General features: G+C 35.8%; 20 protein-coding genes and 1 pseudogene. All 21 read right to left on the bottom strand.

Features of this window, described 5'->3' with window-relative positions:
* Positions 1-31: 31 nt before the first annotated feature.
* On the bottom strand, positions 32-574 hold the full coding sequence (locus tag ACQRBJ_RS14425) for a VanZ family protein (RefSeq protein ID WP_445304015.1): 543 nt from the start codon (positions 572-574) through the stop codon (positions 32-34).
* Complete coding sequence (locus tag ACQRBJ_RS14430) at positions 567-1,319, bottom strand: restriction endonuclease (RefSeq protein WP_445304016.1); 753 nt, start codon at positions 1,317-1,319, stop codon at positions 567-569. The genes ACQRBJ_RS14425 and ACQRBJ_RS14430 overlap by 8 nt, the downstream gene beginning before the upstream one ends.
* A gap of 50 nt (positions 1,320-1,369) precedes the next feature.
* Positions 1,370-2,023 carry a sugar transferase gene (locus tag ACQRBJ_RS14435; RefSeq protein ID WP_445304017.1) on the bottom strand — a complete coding sequence of 218 codons (654 nt, stop codon included), beginning with the start codon at positions 2,021-2,023 and terminating at the stop codon, positions 1,370-1,372.
* 30 nt (positions 2,024-2,053) lie between these two features.
* Positions 2,054-3,199 (bottom strand): nucleotidyltransferase family protein, encoded by a 1,146-nt coding sequence (locus ACQRBJ_RS14440; RefSeq protein ID WP_445304018.1) that lies wholly within the window; start codon positions 3,197-3,199, stop codon positions 2,054-2,056.
* Positions 3,196-3,975, bottom strand: a complete 780-nt coding sequence (locus ACQRBJ_RS14445) for a glycosyltransferase family 2 protein (protein ID WP_445304019.1) — start codon at positions 3,973-3,975, stop codon at positions 3,196-3,198. The genes ACQRBJ_RS14440 and ACQRBJ_RS14445 overlap by 4 nt, the downstream gene beginning before the upstream one ends.
* A gap of 4 nt (positions 3,976-3,979) precedes the next feature.
* Positions 3,980-5,305, bottom strand: coding sequence for a UDP binding domain-containing protein (locus tag ACQRBJ_RS14450; protein ID WP_445304020.1), 1,326 nt, complete (start codon positions 5,303-5,305; stop codon positions 3,980-3,982).
* A gap of 17 nt (positions 5,306-5,322) precedes the next feature.
* A complete protein-coding gene (locus ACQRBJ_RS14455) occupies positions 5,323-6,372 on the bottom strand; it encodes a glycosyltransferase (protein WP_445304021.1) in 1,050 nt (349 codons plus the stop codon).
* Positions 6,373-6,487: 115 nt separating this feature from the next.
* On the bottom strand, positions 6,488-7,711 hold the full coding sequence (locus ACQRBJ_RS14460) for an EpsG family protein (RefSeq protein ID WP_445304022.1): 1,224 nt from the start codon (positions 7,709-7,711) through the stop codon (positions 6,488-6,490).
* A gap of 494 nt (positions 7,712-8,205) precedes the next feature.
* A complete protein-coding gene (locus ACQRBJ_RS14465) occupies positions 8,206-9,285 on the bottom strand; it encodes a glycosyltransferase family 4 protein (protein ID WP_445304023.1) in 1,080 nt (359 codons plus the stop codon).
* Between the two features lie 473 nt (positions 9,286-9,758).
* Positions 9,759-10,034: a transposase domain-containing protein gene (locus ACQRBJ_RS14470; RefSeq protein WP_445304024.1), complete on the bottom strand. Its 276-nt coding sequence runs from the start codon at positions 10,032-10,034 to the stop codon at positions 9,759-9,761.
* Positions 10,035-10,194: 160 nt separating this feature from the next.
* Positions 10,195-11,220: an acyltransferase family protein gene (locus ACQRBJ_RS14475; RefSeq protein WP_445304025.1), complete on the bottom strand. Its 1,026-nt coding sequence runs from the start codon at positions 11,218-11,220 to the stop codon at positions 10,195-10,197.
* 262 nt (positions 11,221-11,482) lie between these two features.
* Entirely contained in the window at positions 11,483-12,577 is a 1,095-nt protein-coding gene (locus tag ACQRBJ_RS14480) for a glycosyltransferase (protein ID WP_445304026.1), read from the bottom strand.
* On the bottom strand, positions 12,574-13,350 hold the full coding sequence (locus ACQRBJ_RS14485; RefSeq protein WP_445304027.1) for a DUF2334 domain-containing protein: 777 nt from the start codon (positions 13,348-13,350) through the stop codon (positions 12,574-12,576). Before ACQRBJ_RS14485 ends, ACQRBJ_RS14480 begins: the two co-directional genes overlap by 4 nt.
* Before the next feature lie 142 nt (positions 13,351-13,492).
* Positions 13,493-13,765 (bottom strand): annotated as a pseudogene (locus tag ACQRBJ_RS14490) (sugar phosphate nucleotidyltransferase); the annotation flags it as partial.
* A gap of 305 nt (positions 13,766-14,070) precedes the next feature.
* Positions 14,071-14,394 (bottom strand): IS66 family transposase, encoded by a 324-nt coding sequence (locus ACQRBJ_RS14495; RefSeq protein WP_445304028.1) that lies wholly within the window; start codon positions 14,392-14,394, stop codon positions 14,071-14,073.
* Positions 14,372-14,698 (bottom strand): hypothetical protein, encoded by a 327-nt coding sequence (locus ACQRBJ_RS14500; RefSeq protein WP_445304029.1) that lies wholly within the window; start codon positions 14,696-14,698, stop codon positions 14,372-14,374. Before ACQRBJ_RS14500 ends, ACQRBJ_RS14495 begins: the two co-directional genes overlap by 23 nt.
* The gene (locus ACQRBJ_RS14505; protein ID WP_445304030.1) at positions 14,692-15,843 is read right to left on the bottom strand and encodes a carboxylate--amine ligase; all 1,152 of its coding nucleotides are present in this window, start codon (positions 15,841-15,843) and stop codon (positions 14,692-14,694) included. The genes ACQRBJ_RS14500 and ACQRBJ_RS14505 overlap by 7 nt, the downstream gene beginning before the upstream one ends.
* On the bottom strand, positions 15,836-17,362 hold the full coding sequence (locus ACQRBJ_RS14510; RefSeq protein WP_445304031.1) for a lipopolysaccharide biosynthesis protein: 1,527 nt from the start codon (positions 17,360-17,362) through the stop codon (positions 15,836-15,838). Before ACQRBJ_RS14510 ends, ACQRBJ_RS14505 begins: the two co-directional genes overlap by 8 nt.
* A gap of 3 nt (positions 17,363-17,365) precedes the next feature.
* On the bottom strand, positions 17,366-17,905 hold the full coding sequence (locus ACQRBJ_RS14515; RefSeq protein WP_445304032.1) for an acyltransferase: 540 nt from the start codon (positions 17,903-17,905) through the stop codon (positions 17,366-17,368).
* An 11-nt stretch (positions 17,906-17,916) separates the two neighbouring features.
* The gene (locus ACQRBJ_RS14520; protein ID WP_445304033.1) at positions 17,917-19,848 is read right to left on the bottom strand and encodes an NACHT domain-containing protein; all 1,932 of its coding nucleotides are present in this window, start codon (positions 19,846-19,848) and stop codon (positions 17,917-17,919) included.
* A 14-nt stretch (positions 19,849-19,862) separates the two neighbouring features.
* A partial coding sequence (locus tag ACQRBJ_RS14525; RefSeq protein ID WP_445304034.1) for an NAD-dependent epimerase/dehydratase family protein occupies positions 19,863-20,298 on the bottom strand: 436 nt, incomplete at its 5' end.

Here is a 20,298-nt window from a genome sequence, read left to right on the forward strand (position 1 = left end):
ATATGGGTACGTTTTCGAAAAAATCTTTTTTCTAAAGAGAGCCAGAGAATTTCGAAAACAACCTTCTTTTCCCTTTAAGAATTCCTAGGAATCCCAAATATCCTAGGAATGCCCCCACACTATTATGCAATACATCATCCGTTTCACAAAGCCCTTTGCAAAAGGCGAATTGTGAAACCTCAATAATCCCCGATAAGCAGATTCCCGATAAGAGAATTTTCTTGGTTTTAAAACCAAGTCCTCCAAGCAGCAATCCTATCGGCACGAAGATTGCGACATTCAACAACACTTCTATTAAGTCAGCAGGATAATCCACCTGATTCCAAATATCAAGATAGTTCCAAAATGGAATCAACTCAATATGCCGTTCTCCATGACTTGCTCTACAAATCACGGTAGAGCAAAGCACCAGAAAGTAATATTCCGCAAGCAAAGCCCCAAGCACGAACCTCTTCGCCCTGTGCCCTTTCATCACTAACAATCCTATCACGATTGCAACAGAAAGCACAAGAAAGGAGCTGAGCACATACTCCATAGGAATCCGAGGATTCAGCCATTCATAAATTTCATCCATTAATAAAATCTGGTAGCATGGAAATACCCATATGGTCAAGACATTCAAATTTCCATTGATCAATAGGATAGTTATGAAATAAATCTTCGAATTCTTTAACTGCTATACTACAAACAGCTTCCAAATAATCAAGTAAACTATTAGCATCAACAAAATGATGACCATCCAAATCAACAGATTCTTTCTTAAAATCACCCATTTCCATAGATTGAACGGCAACATAGTCATGAATATATTTATGTAGTAAGCCCTTGTATTTTTCTCGATCTATTTCATTTTTTAATATCTCTTCTGGCACATCGAGTGGATCAGTATAAATAGAAAGAGGTCCTGCTATTTTGAACAGTTTTCCCAACCTATTTTTATACCATTTTAGTGATATCATATCAGTAAATGAATTCCAATCTTTTAACAAAACATTAGAACAAGAAGCAGCTTCTATTGCCCCTGATTGATATCCCGACTTTGATATAAAAATGCCAAACATAGAGCCAGAATCCTGAACAACTGTTCTAAAAGCATGTATTTTTTCCTTTGGAACTGCACTATCCCAATATTTACACTCACAGATAAACTGTTTTAGCATTTCATCCTCTGCAGTTGCATAAACATCGACTTCAACTTTACCTCTAACGGTATCAATTGTTTTTGCAGTTTCTGCATGATAACCAGCTTGTACTAGATATTTACAAACCTTATCTTGCAAATCTATCCAACTAGTAGGAATTTCACTTGTCAAGTACATAATTTATTGATAATTTCGTAATCAAAAGAAGAACATAACCTTTAAAAATCCTACACTTCCTCCCCTGCAAACTTTACTTTTCTACCCAGCACGGTAGCGAATATCATTTCGATATCCTTCCAGAAAGAGTAATGGCGATAATAATAGCAGTTAAGGCGAACCTTATCAGGATATATCACCTTGTCATTATACTCAGTAGCTATCTCCTGCATAGGGCGAGTTTCACCCTCTGCCTGTTTCTTTGCCACATACTCAGAAATCATTTCGTCTTCGAGTCTATACTTCAGCGTAGCAGGCCCAGTAATCCCCGGCCTCAATTTCAACACATCCCTATCATCACCAGTAAGCTTATCCGCATACCCAGGCACGTCAGGACGAGGACCAACAAACGACATGTTGCCAATCAGCACATCCCACAGCCCCGGCAGTTCATCAATCTTATAATGGCGAAGCTTCGCACCAAATGGAGTAATTCTACTATCACCCGCTACCGATACCGAAGAACCATTATGGCTTACTATCATAGAGCGGAACTTATGGCACTTAAACAACTTACCACCCTTTCCCACTCTCTTCTGAACAAAGAAAGCCGAACCTCCCGGCATCTTCTTATGAATAAGAAAAGCCACAAGCGGAAATATCCACCATATCAAAAGCAAACCGCAAAGGGATGCTACTATATCAAATAATCTTTTGAAAAACATAATTTAAACATGAAGTTAGTTTTGTTTCTACTATACCCATCCCCTACTCTTTCTCCAAACCCATATCCACATTCTGGAAAGAGGAGTAAAAATTGTTTCTAGAGGATACAATTTAAGCAACCTGAGCGTATGAAAATTCCTCATCAGAAAACGTTTCATTTTGGAAACTTGATAGAGAGATTTTAACCGTTCATCATAATGCCCCATATTACCTGCTAGCATGATTTCGTTGAGAATAAATTCACCATGCTTTTTACAGGGATTACAAAGCATCAATTCTTCTTTTAATCCAAAGACTTCAGACAACACCCACATCATACCAGCAGTGAAACCTTCCAAATTCAGAGAACTAAGTTCAGACAACGCTTCCTTTTTGGTTCTATTCCAAGCCTCGGGAGCTAGCTCTTTAACTTCTGTAGAGTTCAGTAATACATAGTAATCCATCACTTGCCTCAAACCTACTCCTTCACCAAAAAGATGACGATAGGTATGAATCAGAAGATATACAAGATTGAACTCCAGCGTTGGAACACAGAAATTCAAATCATTCTTATTGGCAAATTGATTCTTTCCCAGATTCTTTATCCATCTTTGCAAACGTCTATTGACAAACGGATCACTTAGCATCGTCGGAATAAAATGAGCTTCAACTTCCACATCATCAAAGAACTTTAAATCAGAATGCTGTTCTGTAGCCTTAAAAGGTTGGTGAAGTTTCTTTGCCAAGACCTGTAATGACAGAAGCCCCCCTTCTACCCAAACATCAATGTCTCCAGGTTGGCGTAATACTCCTAACGAATTCGTATCATCAATTTGATTGTAAATAGCAGCAAGTCCTTGACCTTTTAGAATGCAAGAATTAAAGCCCAAAGCAGAGAGCCTTGAACTTAATTCATGGCATCTTTCGTTCATCAGTCTATTCCTTTTCTCTATCATAACCGCCATGCCAAGCCATTGCATTTTCAACTTCAACGGAAGATTCACTGTTTGATCTGACGGTAACCTCTTTATGGCATAAAAGCAGACACCCAAAAGCGCCTGCTTTTCTGCCAGATTATATAACAATTGCCAATCTTGCGCTGAAGGAACCTTTGTCAAGCTATAAGAAGAATCAACAGATGCCTGAATCAATTCAAAAAAAAGCATTACACCACGTTTCATTACACTATCTGTCATCGCTTATTTTCAACATAGCGCAACTTCTTAATCACACCACAAATCAAGTTCATGCCTGTCCAGAATAAACTTGATACAGAATTCATCTTCATTGCTTCGTGCCATAGTTTATAATGCCATTTAATCATAGTAGTATAACCATGAGTAGAGACACTACCTACTCTTCCTCTGCGATACTTTGCCAAGCATTCATCAAGAAGATAACAATCTTCCTTTTGGCACACCTGCAACCACATCGCATAATCATTATTCTTTTTGATGTCTTCTATCTGAAGCAAGCCAACCTTTTCTCGGTTATACATCACCGTCAGACACCCAAGCCAACAGAAAGAATACATACCCAATCTCGTGATGTGTTTAGGACCAGTAATAAGAACACCTGTTGCACGAGATTTTTCGTCCATCTCTTCATAACGAGTATAAGAGAAAGCATAACCATTCTTCACCATAAAAGCCAACTGGTGCTCCAATTTCTCCGGCATCCATAAATCATCACTATCAAGAAATGCAATCCATCTACCCTTAGCTCTGCGAAGAGCATTATTACGAGTAATAGCAGCACCACTATTCTTAGGATTGCACTCATATTTGATGCGACTATCCGTGTCCAGATATGGTCGAATTACCTCAAGTGTATTATCGGTAGAACAATCATCCTGTATCAGCAATTCCCAATTCTGGTAAGTCTGAGCTTGAATACTTCTTATTGTCTCACAGATAAAAGGAGCACACGCCCATGTTGGAGTGATAACTGAAACTAATCCGTAATCTTCCATAAAATTAGTCTCTTCTAAAGATGTCTCGTGTATAAACCTTATCCTTTACATCATCCAAACATGCATCGTAGCGGTTAGCGATGATGGCATGGCTCTGTGACTTGAAGGCATCGAGGTTGTTCTCTACTCTGCTGCCGAAGAAGGTACTGCCCTCTTCCAAGGTTGGCTCATAAATGACTACCTCGGCGCCCTTTGCCTTGATGCGCTTCATGATACCCTGGATGGCTGACTGGCGGAAGTTATCACTGTTTGACTTCATCGTCAGGCGATAGACACCAATCTCACAGTTGTGCTCCTTGCTGGCATCATAGCTGTTATCATCAGCATAGCTATAGTAACCAGCTTTCTGAAGAACAGCATCAGCGATATAGTCCTTACGGGTACGGTTGCTCTCTACGATTGCCTCTATCAGGTTTTCTGGAACATCGGCATAGTTTGCCAAGAGCTGCTTGGTATCCTTTGGCAAGCAATAACCACCATAACCGAAGCTTGGGTTGTTGTAATGGGCACCGATTCGCGGGTCAAGGCCTACGCCATCGATGATTGCCTTGGTATCAAGTCCCTTTACCTCTGCATAGGTATCAAGCTCGTTGAAGTAGCTTACTCGGAGTGGCAGATAGGTATTGGCGAAGAGCTTGACAGCCTCAGCTTCCTTCATACCCATGAAGAGGGTATCGATGTTTTCCTTGATGGCACCTTCCTGGAGCAAAGCGGCGAAGGTCTTGGCAGCTTCCTTCAACATCTCGACATTGGTTACAGTCTTGATTGCCTCATTCTCCTCCTCGAACTCTGGGCGCTCGATAACCTTTGGATAGCCTACGATTATACGGCTTGGATAAAGGTTATCGTAGAGAGCCTTACTCTCACGAAGGAATTCAGGAGAGAAGAGAAGGTTGAACTTCTTTACGCCCTTCTTGGCATACTTCAAGTAGAGGCTACGGGTATAACCTACAGGGATGGTACTCTTAATGACCATCACTGCATCAGGGTTTACCTCCAGAACCAGATCGATGACTTCTTCTACATGGGTTGTATCGAAGTAGTTCTTCACCGGGTCGTAGTTGGTTGGTGCTGCAATCACTACGAAGTCTGCATCCTTATAAGCTGACTTGCCGTCAAGGGTTGCCACGAGTTTCAATGGCTTTTCAGCCAAATACTTTTCGATGTAATCGTCCTGGATTGGAGAAATCTTATTGTTGAGTTTCTCCACCTTCTCGGGGATTACATCTACTGCTGTTACATGATGGTGCTGAGATAACAGGGTTGCTATACTCAGACCGACGTAGCCAGTACCGGCTACTGCTATTCTAATCTTACTAAAGTCTTTCATACTAGATATTACATTATTTATTGAATATTCTTTATTAATATATTTAAAACCTCTTCTGGCAAGAACATTTTTGCCTTTCTAACACAATTTCTTTTTAAATTAATGATTATCTGTGGATTACAAGCAATTTTATCTAAAAGTTTTTCAAATGCATCAACATTATCAAATTCATATCCTAATCCTGTCACACCCTCTTCTATTATTTCTGCAAAATTCGGATATAATGAAGAAACTACAGGCAACCCAGCAGCGTATGCATCAATAATAGTTCCTGGAATTCCCTCACCGGGGCACTTCGTCGGAAACAACAAAAAGAAATATGATTTAAGCACATCTACGCTTTTATCAAATGCGATTAGCCCTCCATATTTTATGTAATCAGGAAAATTTCGTTGAAGGTTAGCAAACCATTCTTCCTCACCGGCTTCAACTTGCCCGTATATATCTAAATGATAAACGATACGACCATATTTCTGGTTAATCTTAATCACAACATCAACCGCCTCCCCAATTCCTTTTTGACTCCAAACACGAGAGAACGTACAAATTTTATATGGTTGTGAAAAATTATCCGTTAAATCGTCAGTATCAACAATACGTAATGGCTTACAATTTGGCATATAGGTAACATTACCAACAAAGCCCCTTGCCTCCAACGCAGATTGCATATGATGAGTTTCAGCATAAATCATATACACCTTCTTTAGGAAATAAGACAAAAGAGGTTTGTTTTTCAGAAAAGAAGGAAGCCAACCTCCAATAACAACGTAATGGATACGTTTGCTCTTAAAGAATAAATTCAACAACACCAACAAAGGCACAAATACCCTTACCGCATTTTGCGCAGGTAAAATAACGATGTCATCACTTCTTTTAATTGCTTTAAATGCAATTAAAGGTGCGGTAAACAACACTTTCAATCCAGCGCTTGTGTTAAATATATCTACTTGATTACTTCCAAAACGTCTAATTAATTCGTCAGTAACTATTTTAGTTTTAACAGTTTGTCCATTAAAACATCCATCTGCATTACCCAAATTACCTATAAGTGATACTCTTTTCAGCATAATTGTTGTTAATGTGTTCACTGAAATATTATTGTTTCAACTTAGAGTGCAGTGAACTTTTCACTTCAAGTTTGAAACAGTTAACTTATCAGTTGTTAATCTGAAGAAATGATTTTTATTTAGACATACATCTTTTTCTAGAAGAAGTTATTGATATCTCTTTATTATCAACCTTTTTTTTCTTATCAGCCTTTAAATGTCTTTCATATAAATATATGACACTATATAACGTAATGCCAGTAAAGACAAGATAAAATAGCATTTGTTCTGTTCCAAATACAAATAGTTTTGTATTTGCCAAGTATGCGGCGAAAGAGCCAAAATAATTGATATATGCAAAACAAATCAAACAAGAAGATACATATCCAAACTTTAACCATTTATTTTTAAGCATTTTGCATACAGTAGGTATGACAAAGAATAATGAAGTTTGAAATACAAGTGTAAACCTAGACAACAAACTAATATTAATACCCACAAGACTCAAAACGACATAAACGTATAAAGACAAAAGACAAACTTTCATTAATCCATTTTCAAAAACTTTTTTTCTACAGATAAAGAAATAACTTAAAAATAAACCTAATCCCATGAAAAATGAAACTAAATTGGATTTTCCTGTCTTTTCTCCTTCAATATAAGATGAATATCCTAACGATAATTGTTCATTCAAAAACGACAAAAAACTAAACACTAGTCCCAATCCTATTGCAACTAAACCTAACATAATAAATATCTTCCATGGTTTTTTCATTCCATACATAAAGTATATTATACCCCAAATTAAAGAAGATTTATGAAACAATATTGCAATTGTCATTATAGCTGTAAATCTCCAAATTTTTCGTTCAATGATGGATGGTATTGTCAGTAAGACAAAAGCAACAGATAAATGTTGCCTCAAAACGAAAATGGATTGATCAAAGACTATCACCATTAAAAAGAGTATTGATAAACATACATTGGGTGACAGTTTTAATATTACATATGAATATACTCCCAAAAGCAAACAAGAAGAAAGACAGAGAAATACATTGAAATCATGTGTGAAGAGACCAACCAACTTTAAGAGTAGAATAAAGCCGAATTCTTCCTTATGGAAAGACCTATAGATTTCCAAATCCACAGGATTGAAAACATTAGTCAATCTTACATCTGCAAAAGATTCTCGATATAGAGGTAAATCTACAATCGTATTAGGATCCAAAAAACTATGAACATATATAAGTACTGGCAAGACCAAAAGCAAATATACTTCATATTTACTTTTTCCTCCTTTAAATAACATTAAAAGGAATAAAACAAGACAATACAAAAAAACATAAAAAGTATATGACATAACTAAAATCGATTTTTATCTACTAAAATTAAGAAATACTGAGGTAATTGCTTTTGACCTCTAATTATTGAATCACTCTATATGCTGTGAATCTATAGAAACTTAATTCCTACTGGTAGCAAAACTTTGAGCGTAGGAGGCACTCAAATCTGTTCCCCAAAAATGAGAATGTATCTACTAACGCTTGAACAAAGAAGTTAATGTATTTATAGTAAAAAATATGCCAACGTTCAACACATTTGTTCCCACCAATAGTGTTTTTCGCTTCTGCTAAGTTATCAGTTTTGCTCAACCACAATCTAGTAAGAATGGTTGAAATAACTGAAACAAACAAAAGTCCAAGAAACCGCCAATCTCACCAACCAGAGAACGCAAAACTGGATACTTCAATTAGCCCATTATGAAGTGTTTATTTACAGCGCACTATCCAGTATAACAAGAACACAACTAAAAAAATAGACATTCAAGAGGTTGAAATGTCATTGTAATGTGATTTATAAACTATCTATCAGTTCAACGTATGATTTCAAGAAAGCTTCTTCTGTATTGCGCTTCAAACAAAGTTGGCGATTACGCTTCCCCATTTCCATTCTTTCTTCGCGTGTCAAGTTTACCATTTTGTTGATGGCTTCAGCAATAGCTTCAGACTTCTTTGGATCAAACAAAAAGCCATTTACTCCATCTTCTACTATATATGGATTCTCATATACATTGCTACAGAGAATCGGTAATCCACAAGACATAGCTTCTGACACAACATTTGGATATCCTTCAAAAAGACTTGGAAGACAGAATATATCAGCCTTGCGATATTCCTCTTCAATCTTTTGGTTTGGATCATGTAGTGTCATGTAATCTAAAATATCAAGCCTCTGATACTCTTTTTTTATTTCTGCATAGTATTCTGCATTATGTTTCTTATCTCCATACCAATCGAAATGCACATTGAGTCCCATTTCCTTTATCATACATACAGCCTTCAAGTAAGTCAGGACATTCTTCTGTTGAGTATAGCGAGCAACAGTCACGATACGCAAAACATCATTCTGCACAGGCATTTCTGATGGCGTGAAACGATTAACATCTACGAAATTGATGATAGGATGTACTTTCTTGCTGAGAAATGCGAAATTTCTGCGGATAAACTCACCTTGACTTTTACTATTAGGGACGACAGCATCAGCCATACGATAAAGATTAAACTGTACCTTATCCTTTCGGGTGATACAAGTGTTGTTATTACGCTCAGACACAACAAGTTTTGCATCGAAGAATAATTTGGCGAGGCACATCGTCATATTGACCGATGGCAGATAAGAAATTATCACGTCTGGCTTATATTTTCGTACATATCTTGCGACATTTAGCACTCGTGTATTCTTGTTCAGCAACTCTGGCAGATACTGATAATCGACCCCATTCTGCCTTATATAAGACTCATAGAAATGTTTATCAGAGTAGGTTATCAGTCTGCAAGGATAGCCAGTCTTGGTCAGCATCACAGTCAGTCCGCATATCTGGCGCTCAGCACCACCCGAGCCGAGACCTTCGGTAATTAAAAGTATTTTCTTCATTATCTCAAAAATAAAATAATACTAATCATCTTTTGTAAGCACTTGTATCCACTAAATAAATTTAAGACTTAATTCTCTTACAGTTTGTAACTTCTCGGCAGGTTTGCTTTTCCCGAGCAAATCTATGGGAGGGGTTCTGTCCAACAATGAGACAGATAAAATTCTTAACAAATCATACATTTCCATATTCAATTTTATTTTTCGTTCAACAATCGCAACCAAGCAATATGCAATGATTGCACTATACAATTTTATCTTTACTGCATTTTCTGTTGTGCAATAGAATTCCTTAACATAAAGATGTTGCTTCGTAAGTATCCGCTAAACTCCGTATTGCATATCTCAAAAAATATTGTACCTTTGCACGGCGGCATCATTTTTCTAATTTTGAGACAAGAATACGAAGTTTAGCCCTCCATCAGTACAAACTAATGGAGATTATAACTTAATTTGACTAAATATTAAATTCATTTTTATTGTTCCTCATCATCCCAGAACTCAGGAAGAAGAGTATAATACTTATCCTCAGGCGTAGAATCTATGTGCTTCAACACATAACAAAGCCAACGCTCAGGATTTTTATCTAGCACTTTACATGCTCCAAACAAGGAGTACATCATTGCTGCACGCTTACAAGCATCCAAGTCACGGCAGAACAAATAAGCCTTCTTACCCATCACCATGTCACGGATCAGGCGTTCGGTATCATTGTTGTCCGAAAGAACAAGACCAATATTAATAAATAACATAGTATTTGTATTATCTTCCTAATAAATTCAGGAGCCAAAGTCGTATCACTCGAATTAATTGCAAGCCCAGTAAAAATGGAGACAAACAACAAGCAATATGACTCCAGCGAGATATTTCTTAGTCTTTTTAAAATCAAAATCATCTTAATATAATTAGTTTTTATTTTCTTTTTCCTATCAACACAGGACAATTCTTAATTACAAACATACAGATAGGTATATGTTCAAAAAACACGACTATAGCAATTATAAATCCCATAAGCCCACCTTCTGCTGGTAAATGAGATATATGAGCAATAATTGACTTTGTATAGCTAATTGCAGTTAGATTGAATGCAACATAAAGCAAAGTACTTTTTGAAACAATATTTAGCCCCCCTATAAATTTCACTTTTTTAGAAAAGCCATACATTCTATAGCATATTCTAAAATATACAAAAGTTGCAATTGCCGCTATTACATAAAAAAGAAAGAGACTAGTACCAACATTACATGTATTCATATCTATTGTCCCATTAAAAGGAACAAGCACGAACCACAGTAACAAGAAAAGTAGTGTAATAGAATCGGTTAATAAATTATCTTTTTGCACATAATGTATGATTTTCTCTTTACACAAATAACCTATGCAAATAAATGGTATAGCTAAGAATACAGAATCCAATGGTATCAGTAAATCTATACCCATATATTGTAACACTACTGTAGCAAATAAAGATATGCCAATAAGAAGAACCACACCCAATCTGCCCTTTTGTATTACCATCGCCATCAGAACTTTCGCTATAAATAACACATAAATAAACCAACAAGGCGTTGATATTGGCACAAACCCATTAATATTATATCCTAAACCCAATAAGACAGCACCCCAGCTATAACACACCTTATCTATGGTCAATGCTCCATGCCATAATAATGATAGTAACTGAGGTATGTAACATAGCATGTTTAGGAGCAGATATGGGACCAACAGTCCCATCCAATTTTTTCTTATGGTATCCTTTAATGATAGAGGTTTATAGAACATGCCAGATATGAAAAAGAACATTGGCATGTGAAACGAGTATATATAATTTCGTAAATCGCCACATAAGCCTCCATGACCATATATCATAAGAAGAATACCTATTACCTTAGCGTAATCAAGCCAATATATTCGGCTATTGTTTTGTAATATAGACATTAAAAATATTTTGTTCGTAATACACAAGGACTATGATTGATTATGCGTTAATTTGTCTTTTCGTACAATTGGGCCAAAACATTTCTCAAGAAACCTACAGCGGGATGAAACGTAAGCTCTCTATAAATAATATTATCACAGTGATAATCTATTAAGTCACATTCTGTTCCTAATTTTCTGATAGTTGTACATAGTCCATATGCCTGCAATAAAACCCCTATATTAGGAATATTGTGAAAAGTCAAAATACCATATTTAATAATTACATCATTGTATTATATAAATCAATATGTTTTTGTACTACTGTATTTATATCAAACAGGTTCAATGACCTATTCTTTTTACTCCCGTTTTGCCCTATGACAGTATCAATCCACTGTTGCTTAGGAGCACTCAAAGACAAGGCAAAGCAATTTGCATTACAAATAACATCCATCGGTACTGCGTCTGATGCTACACAGCGTACATTATTAGCTTGAGCCTCTATCAATACTAATGAAAAACTCTCTGATAAAGATGGTAAAACAAGAGTATCAAAACAACTCATAATTTTGGTAGCATCCTTTCTTAATCCCATTAGATGAATATGTGACTCTAAATCATACTTTGCAATTTCATTTTTTATCAACCTAAGCTCACCTTCACTACCTGTTCCAACAAGAACGAGATGAGCATTTTCTTTTTTTCGTATAATATCCTTAAACAAATGAATTGTAAAAAGATGATTTTTTACTTGGTTGAATCGCCCCACTTGTCCAACAATGAAAGAACCTTCAGGAATGGATAGCATCTCACATAGATCTTTCTTTTTCCCTTTTTGAGCTCTAATATGTGCCAAATCTACACCATTCGGTATATCAACAATCTGAGCACAAGGAAAGAAATGTTCTATATCGTCATGAAGCAATTGTGATATTGCAATAAATTTCATTCCTGTTTGAGATAAACGTTCTATCAAAGGACGGACATAACTACCAACATTAAAAATACGTTCTACACGAGAATGATAGGTAAAAACGCACTTATCTTTTGGAAAACTTACCTTATCTAAATTTTTAAAGACTGTGTGATAATGGATTACGTCTGGCTGCAAATCTGATATTATTTTATTCAACTTTCTTAAAGAGTCGTCATAAAAGAATCTCTGAAAAAGATGTTTTATACGGCTATTCGATTTTTGCAAAGTGTAATACGGAATACCGCAATCTTGAATCTTGGTTGAAAGATAAGAATCTGTATGATAAAGCTCAACTAAACAAATATCTATACCTGCTTGCTTTAACTTCAAAATATAGTTAACAACCAATGTTTCTGCCCCACCAACAGGCAAACTATGTATTATGTATATTACCCTCATCTTCGTAAAATATAGTAATAAAACTTTCTAAGATATGCATATACTTTATACTCGTATAAAACATATATTTTTTCGTTTAATTGCTGAACCATTGTATTTGAAACAGGTTGCATTCTATATTCATCAAAAGAAACGACATCATTATGGTAGTTCTTCAGCAACGTTTTAAACTCATCAAAACAGTACTTTTTATGTAACCACGCCCATTCGTGTGCGTGAAAAACAGCAGTAACATAACCTTGTTTCGGAATTTTAGGACAACCACCAGAACGACAAGGCAACAACTTTATCCCATACTTTTCATAAGCCTTTGAACTTTTTCCGTCGGAGATATATTTAAAGCCACACAAAGATAAGGCTTTTATCGTATTATCATCGTATGAATGAGCAGGAGCGAAAAAGATATCGGTCTCAATGCCATGAGATTGCAGTATTTCTTTGCCCTTCCGGATTTTTTCAACCTGCACTTCCAGTGAATGACCAGAGAACTCAGAACCAACACGATTATTAACCATTCCCTTATGGGGACTATCAAAGACATGGTTCAATCCATGCATCGCTATAGTATAACCTTTCTTTTGCAAGGCAAGCACATACCCCCAAAAGTCACTTTTTTCATCCGAAATCTGGAGATCTGCATCCTTGCAATCTGGCACTACTCCAATAAGTGGTTTTACCTGATACTCATCCATCAAGGTTTCAGCTATATGAAACTGCCTATAATCCATCGTTGGACAAATATCATCAAATCTAATTAATATCTTTGCTGACATATTGATATGTTTAATTCATTATTGAATTTAAAATATGGTCAACGATTTCGTCTTTTTTACCATTTATGTAATCAAGATATAACTCCTGACCATTTTTTGCGACCTCTTTATATTGCTCGGAACCGACTAACTCAAAGACATCATTAATATTATCAAAATTCCAATCGTTCTTACCATTACGATAATCAAATGTAACGTCAGAATTATGCAAGAAGTAATTGGCAAACCAATCTTTAATATATTCCTGCTTATATCCTGCACAGATGATAAACTCGGTATGCCCATAATAAGCATACTCCTTCATAATATGCCAAAGGATAGGCATACCGCCTATCTCAATCATTGGCTTTGTTTTAAACTGAGATTCCTCAGAAATTCGGGAGCCGAAGCCACCTGCAAGAAGCACAACTTTCATTTTAAATTTTTCTTAAAATATCTTAGAAAGGCAGGCTCCACACCAAAAGCGAAAAGTAGCTCATAAAAAATGCTAGTGGTGCTTCGCCTACCAAATAATATCCTTATTTTAAATTCCTCCGTTCTATTGAATTATCATCTGCTCTGATACCTTTTGTAAATCACCATTAGAACGTAAATACTGATTTTCAGCAGTTAGCACATCCAACATTTTTCAAAAAAGCATATTATTAATTGGTATTGCCAAAGCTACCTATTAGGCAGCCTTGACATTCACCTTTTTGTTCGAGTTATAATTACATGGGATTAGGGACATGAAGTCTTGCCCCCCATCAGTCGGGTGAGTATATCTTCTATATAATCGTCAAAATTAATGTCATTCAACTTGCAGCTCTCAAAAAGTGAGAACATAAAAGCTATGTTTTCCGTACCTAAATGGCTACCAGTATGCATCCAGTTTCGCCTACCCATAGCCAAGTGACGGAACATTCTTTCGACCGCATTGTTATGCATCTCGACACGACCATCCTGCAAGAACACCTTGAAGGTCTTCTCGTTATCAAGTACAGAGTTGATTGCTCGCTGAACCATTGCACCATAAGAAGAATCAAGCTTGATCTTCTTCAACAACTTCGTCAACTTGCCAACTATCGATTTCTTGGAGAACATAGTCAGGACGACTTACAACAAGTCTGGCTATTCTACCTTTACGGAGCTTATAACAAAACTCTTCAACCAACACAACTATTTGTTTATCTGTCACCTCCAATAGATAAGGATCAGCAAACCATCTATCAGTATAGCTGTGCTTCATCCAATGGATATTTAATTTATCAGACTTAATAACATCAGCAATATCATCTGTCATAAAGCCTAGATTCCACATATCTGAACGTAGAATCATTCTATCTTTCTTTGAAAATATGTTCAACATAACGTTTTTATTATTTTATTCATAAGTCTTCTCCAAAAATAAGTAAAAAATGGCTTTGGGTCTTTTGAGTTTATCAACATATATGACTTACACTGCCAAAATTCCTTAATCCACGAGAGGAAGGAAACTTCACCATGGAAAACATTCATAATGTCAAGATATTCAGGCATAGAATATATCTCTTTATGGAATTCGACAGGATTCTCAACCCTGCCTTGAGTATTCCATACATACCAGATATAGGGCAAATTGACACCAGCCTTGGTGACACAATAGGCATTGCCGTCATTACGCATATTGATTTCCATGAAATAGTCTTTTCCTTGCTTATCCCTAACAAATTCAATACTGAATAAACCTGAATAACGAGCAGCACTCAAGAACTTTACCGAATTTTCATATTCTGCTGAGAACAATTCCTTTGGCAGATATTTCAGATAACCTGTATTCGTATTCTCTGGCTGGCGTATCATATTTGTTGCACCAGGGATAATCACAATTCTACCTCCATCAAGCGAGCAGCCTATCAACTGATATTCAATCTCCTTATCTATATAATGCTGTACCTGAACAGGATTATTCTCCATCTTCATAGCATTTTGCCACTCTGAATAGTTACGGCAGATGTGAATATCAGCTTTTGACCCCTCTATGCTCTTCAAAGGTTTGAGAATAACAGGAAACACATCACTTTCAGGAGTAATCTGGGAAAACTCATAAGTGTTTGGTATCAATAATCCATGCTGCTTAGCAAACTCAGCCATCGTTTGCTTATTCATCATCTTATTGACTTCACCTTGACAAGAGATTCCTGGCAAATAATATTTACTAGAAAGTTGATTGTAGTGGGCATCCAAAAGACTAGACGCAAAGTCAGAACATGGAATTACCACTATTTTAGAAAGACTAAGGAAATCGCTCGGAATACGCTCAATAAGTACATTAAAGACTTGATCGCAAACCACCTTATACACTTTCTTTACATATCTTGAAGCTTCAACAAAAGTTTGATGCTTATCAGTATTATCGTGCAATAAAAGAATAGTTTTTACACCTTTCTCACCTAATCCACGAATAACACCGAGGGTATTGTGGTGTACTCCCCCTATAACCACTGCCAGCTTTTCTATTTCATTATTATTCATACTTGTCACGTTTTAATTTATTTTTTAGTACTTTAATTAACAATCCTCGATACATAGGATATAGCAAAATAGTCACACCTATAATAATCGCCATATTCCCTACAATGCAAACCAGCAACTTTCTCCATGTCCCAGTATATTCGCCCAGCGAAAATTCCAAGACAATTAAAGAAAAAACGACTATGGCGAAAGGCTTAATGGTATTTAGCAGATACTTTTTCATGTCAAGATCCTTAATCAATTTCTGCAAGATATAAGAGTTGACCAAAGTCTGAGATATGATACATATCAGCATCGCATAATAAGCGAACTTTGCATCCTTACCCAAAAGAAAGAAAACATACGTAAGTGCCAAGCAAGCCAAGTTTAGATTACCTGCAATGAAGCTAAACCGTTTTACTTTGCCTGTTGCAAAAATACCATCTTGAACAATTTGGGTTACGACAGATAATGCATTGCACACCAATAGTATTTTGCAGAATATTACAGCATAAGGTGGAACGTTTTTAAGCCAAAGTTCCATTATAAAATCCATATTAATAAACAATGGCACAAATATTAGCCCTATGAATAATATCAGAATTTCGCATTCACTAAACATCAGTTTGGACATTCGTGGGATATTTCCTACGGAATATTCCTTAATAATCTGAGGTCTAAATGCAGACAATACATTATTCATAAATGTTGATATAATACCACTAGCTTGCGTCGCTACTCCACCTGCGGCATTGAAAGCTACGCCAAAGTATTTGTTTATCAAGATATTGATACCCTGCTGTCGGACAGCAAATGTACCATTGCCATAGAGATCACAAGCGGCAAAAATCGTCATTTCCTTAACTATTTGCTTATGATAGCGATTGGCATATGAGAAACCTTCCAGTTTACTGAAGCAATATACAACATACATCAACGCTATAAGCGCAGATACTATAAAAAGCAAACCTCCATAAGCAATCAGACGATTAGAAAACCATACCAAGCAAAAGACTATAACACATTTCAAAACAACATTAACAATCTCTATCACGGCAAAAACATCCATTTTCTCATAGGAAATTACACTAGCATTAAACGGTACTTGTAGAATAGCAATAACAGATGAAAAAAGCGAAAACTGATATACCCAATTTGCGGCAAACATTGATCCTGTAGGTATATTTAATTGTGAGTTTACGAACCAAAGACCTGCAGATTCTCCGATTAATAATATAAAAAGGGCAATTATTGCATGTACTTGTATAGCAGAACTAATAGTAGCTTTTAACTCAAGTACATCATTTTTTGCTAAACAGAACGTAATGAATCGTGATGTCGCCCCACTCATTGCAGTATTCACAAACATCATGAGTGAAACTATACCTCCAACAACATTATAAACGCCAAAATCTTCAACACCTAGATATTCCAGAACCAATCTAGAAGTGTAAAGGTTAATACAAACAACAAATAGCATTCGAATATACAAGTAAATAGTATTCTCTGCTAAACGTTTGTTTTTTGAATCACTCCCCATGATTTATTTAAAATTTAACATTTTCTTTTTTATAAACTTAATGTCTTCTAGCCTTAACAAAACCTGCATTTTTGCTTCAGAAGATAATCCTTTGGTACCAGTATTATAAAGCTTATTCTTCTTATAATAATCTTCAAACGAACAAATTATATGAGCAGGATTACCACCAATAACAACATTGTCAGGAACAGAATGTGTTACAACACTACCGGCTGCAATCAAAACGTTATTACCAACAGTTACTCCTGGCATTATCAAGGAATTAGTTCCAATATATACATTATTGCCAATTTTTACCTTTCCAAAGCAATCAAAAGTAGGATCAATTATTCGGGCAACCTTTGCACCCCCATGAGTGAAAAATTTCACCCCTGCCGTAATCTGACAATCGTCACCAATTTCTATCAAATAAGGCTCCGAACTCCAAAAATTAGACAAAAATTGGTTACCTTTACCTATTATCACACCAGCCTTACGGGCCTGCTGCTCAAATGACAAGAAATGTCTTTGATATAAATGTATTATTTTTCTAATTATGTTCATCTGACATTCTTTTAAAGTCCACTCAACAAATCGTTACTATTGCAAGACTGTTCAATCATCAAATTAATTGACTGTAAATAGCCTTTTGCTGTATTTACATCAATATAGAAATTGTCTGAACGACTTGACAAAAGCATGTTTAATTTGACAAAAAGGCCTTTACTTTTTGCAAAATTCTCCATTCCTTTTATCTCATATGCCTTTTTAGAAAGCACTAAACTACCTTTTTTTGCTTTCCATTCAATTTTTGAGAATATTTTCGGAATACGTCTCTCTAAAAGAAGCATAACTCTATAATGATTGTTTCTAACCCGAGCCACAAAACTTCCTGTACGCATAATGGTTGATGACGTTGGAAATTCACCTATTTTTTCATGACATATATTATAGATATCATCAAAATAACTAGATGGTTTATCATCACCCATCTCTATTCGACCTGCTACGATTCTATTTCCGAATGTCATTGTCAGTCTCCAACAAACCTCTTCATAGGGCAAAGAACTGCCAGAAATATAATTCTGCTCATAATAATCAACAAAAGCTTCCAAAAATGGCTTAACTATGTTCTTTTGAAAACCATTCGGATCTATATCAAAATACAAATCAAGCAAATTGATATACGAATCTATTTTTTTACTATTATATAACTTGCTTAGAATCGCATCTTGATTACTTTTAGAATCCTTATATATGAATTCAGCAGCAAAATATTCTTGTAAAGACTTGTGAACCCACTTGTAATAAACACCATCTTGACAAAACAAAGGAACTGCCTTTAAGAGATCCGACAGTAACCCCATAGAAGTGAAAAACAGTGAAGGGAAATTTGCTCTTGCGGTATCTACAATGTTCAATAGTTCATCTTTTGTGAATTCTATTTGTTGTCTTCGTAAACATTCGAATCCTATTCGTCTCATTACCTTATCAAAGTCATCTATATCCAATTTAGATTTCTTCTCATGAACATATCCATCACCTTTAGACAAATCATGCGAATCAAAATATGCATCAAATACTTGACGGTAGAATATATGTTTCTTTAACGGAATAGTTTGCTTATAATCAAATGCCACAAACAAAAGAGTAACCAGAAGTGGATTTTTCAAGAAATCACTAATCATCGTATAGTTACCTGACTTCAGTTTGTTTATAAGCAGTTTTGAGATGTTCCCTTGATTATCATATTTTCTCAGCAATTCATAAGATTCTTCTTTCTTTAATTCCTTAATACGAAACTCTTGAAAGTTTCCTAACCCAGCAAGTCCTTCTTCTGGACGAGAGGTTAATATAAACTTATTATCAGGCACTTTTGACACAAACTCTTGAATATTGCTTGTAACAAAAGACTTCTGCTGACTTGGTATTTCATCATAACCATCAAAAAAGAAGATATTACCACCTTCACGGAACAATCTGGTAAGCAAATCAGAATCGAATTTATTGTCAAGCCCACCTAATTGAACTGATATTTCATTGAGTATATCATTAGTACTACTAATTCGCCTCAATTCTACAAAAAATGGAATTCCATGCTTATTATCTATTACATCCAAAAACATTCGTTTCATTAATGTGGACTTTCCCATACCCGCAGTATCGGTAATCAAGACACGTTGATACTTGTCTAACAATTCTTTTGGATAAGCATTTATTTGAATGGCTTTCTTGTCTCTACTATTCTCTGACAAGCATAAGGACAAAGGAATATAAATATCCTTTAGCTTTTTTACCCTCTCCTTAAATGCCAACGTATTAATGATACTATAACGTTCATAAGAATGCTCATAATATGCCTCAAAAGCTTCGGAACTTTTAATCAAATCCTTTTGGCATTCACCTTTGATATTTTTAAAGACATTAGCTAAAGCTGGTGCTACATAGTTTTTTACAAATGTCTCTACCAAAGGTTTTACAAACAAAACCATAGCCATTGTTTCCATTGTACAAACTACATTTAGAAATAATATCTCTTATACCACTCAGCGAAGGCTCTCAAGCCATCTCTCAAAGGAGTGGATGGCTTATACCCGAAGTCTTGCTCCAACGGTGTGGTATCGGCATAGGTAACAGGTACATCGCCTGGCTGCATAGGAACCAACTCCTTATGCGCATCGAAGTCATAATCCTCAGGTAATACACCTGTCTGAATCAATTCTTCCTGCAAGATGCTTACAAACTCCAGCAAGTTCTCCGGGTGGCTGTTACCTATATTATATACTTTATATGGAGGAATTGGTAAGCCATCCTCACCTTTCTGCTTCTCTGGCGCATGCTGCATCACTCTGACGATGCCTTCCACAATATCATCCACATAAGTGAAATCACGTTTACAGTTACCATAATTGAAGATCTTGATGGTATCGCCCTTTACCAGTTTATTAGTAAATCCG

It is taken from the genome of Prevotella sp. SGI.167, from assembly GCF_050313615.1.
Taxonomy (GTDB): Bacteria; Bacteroidota; Bacteroidia; order Bacteroidales; family Bacteroidaceae; genus Prevotella.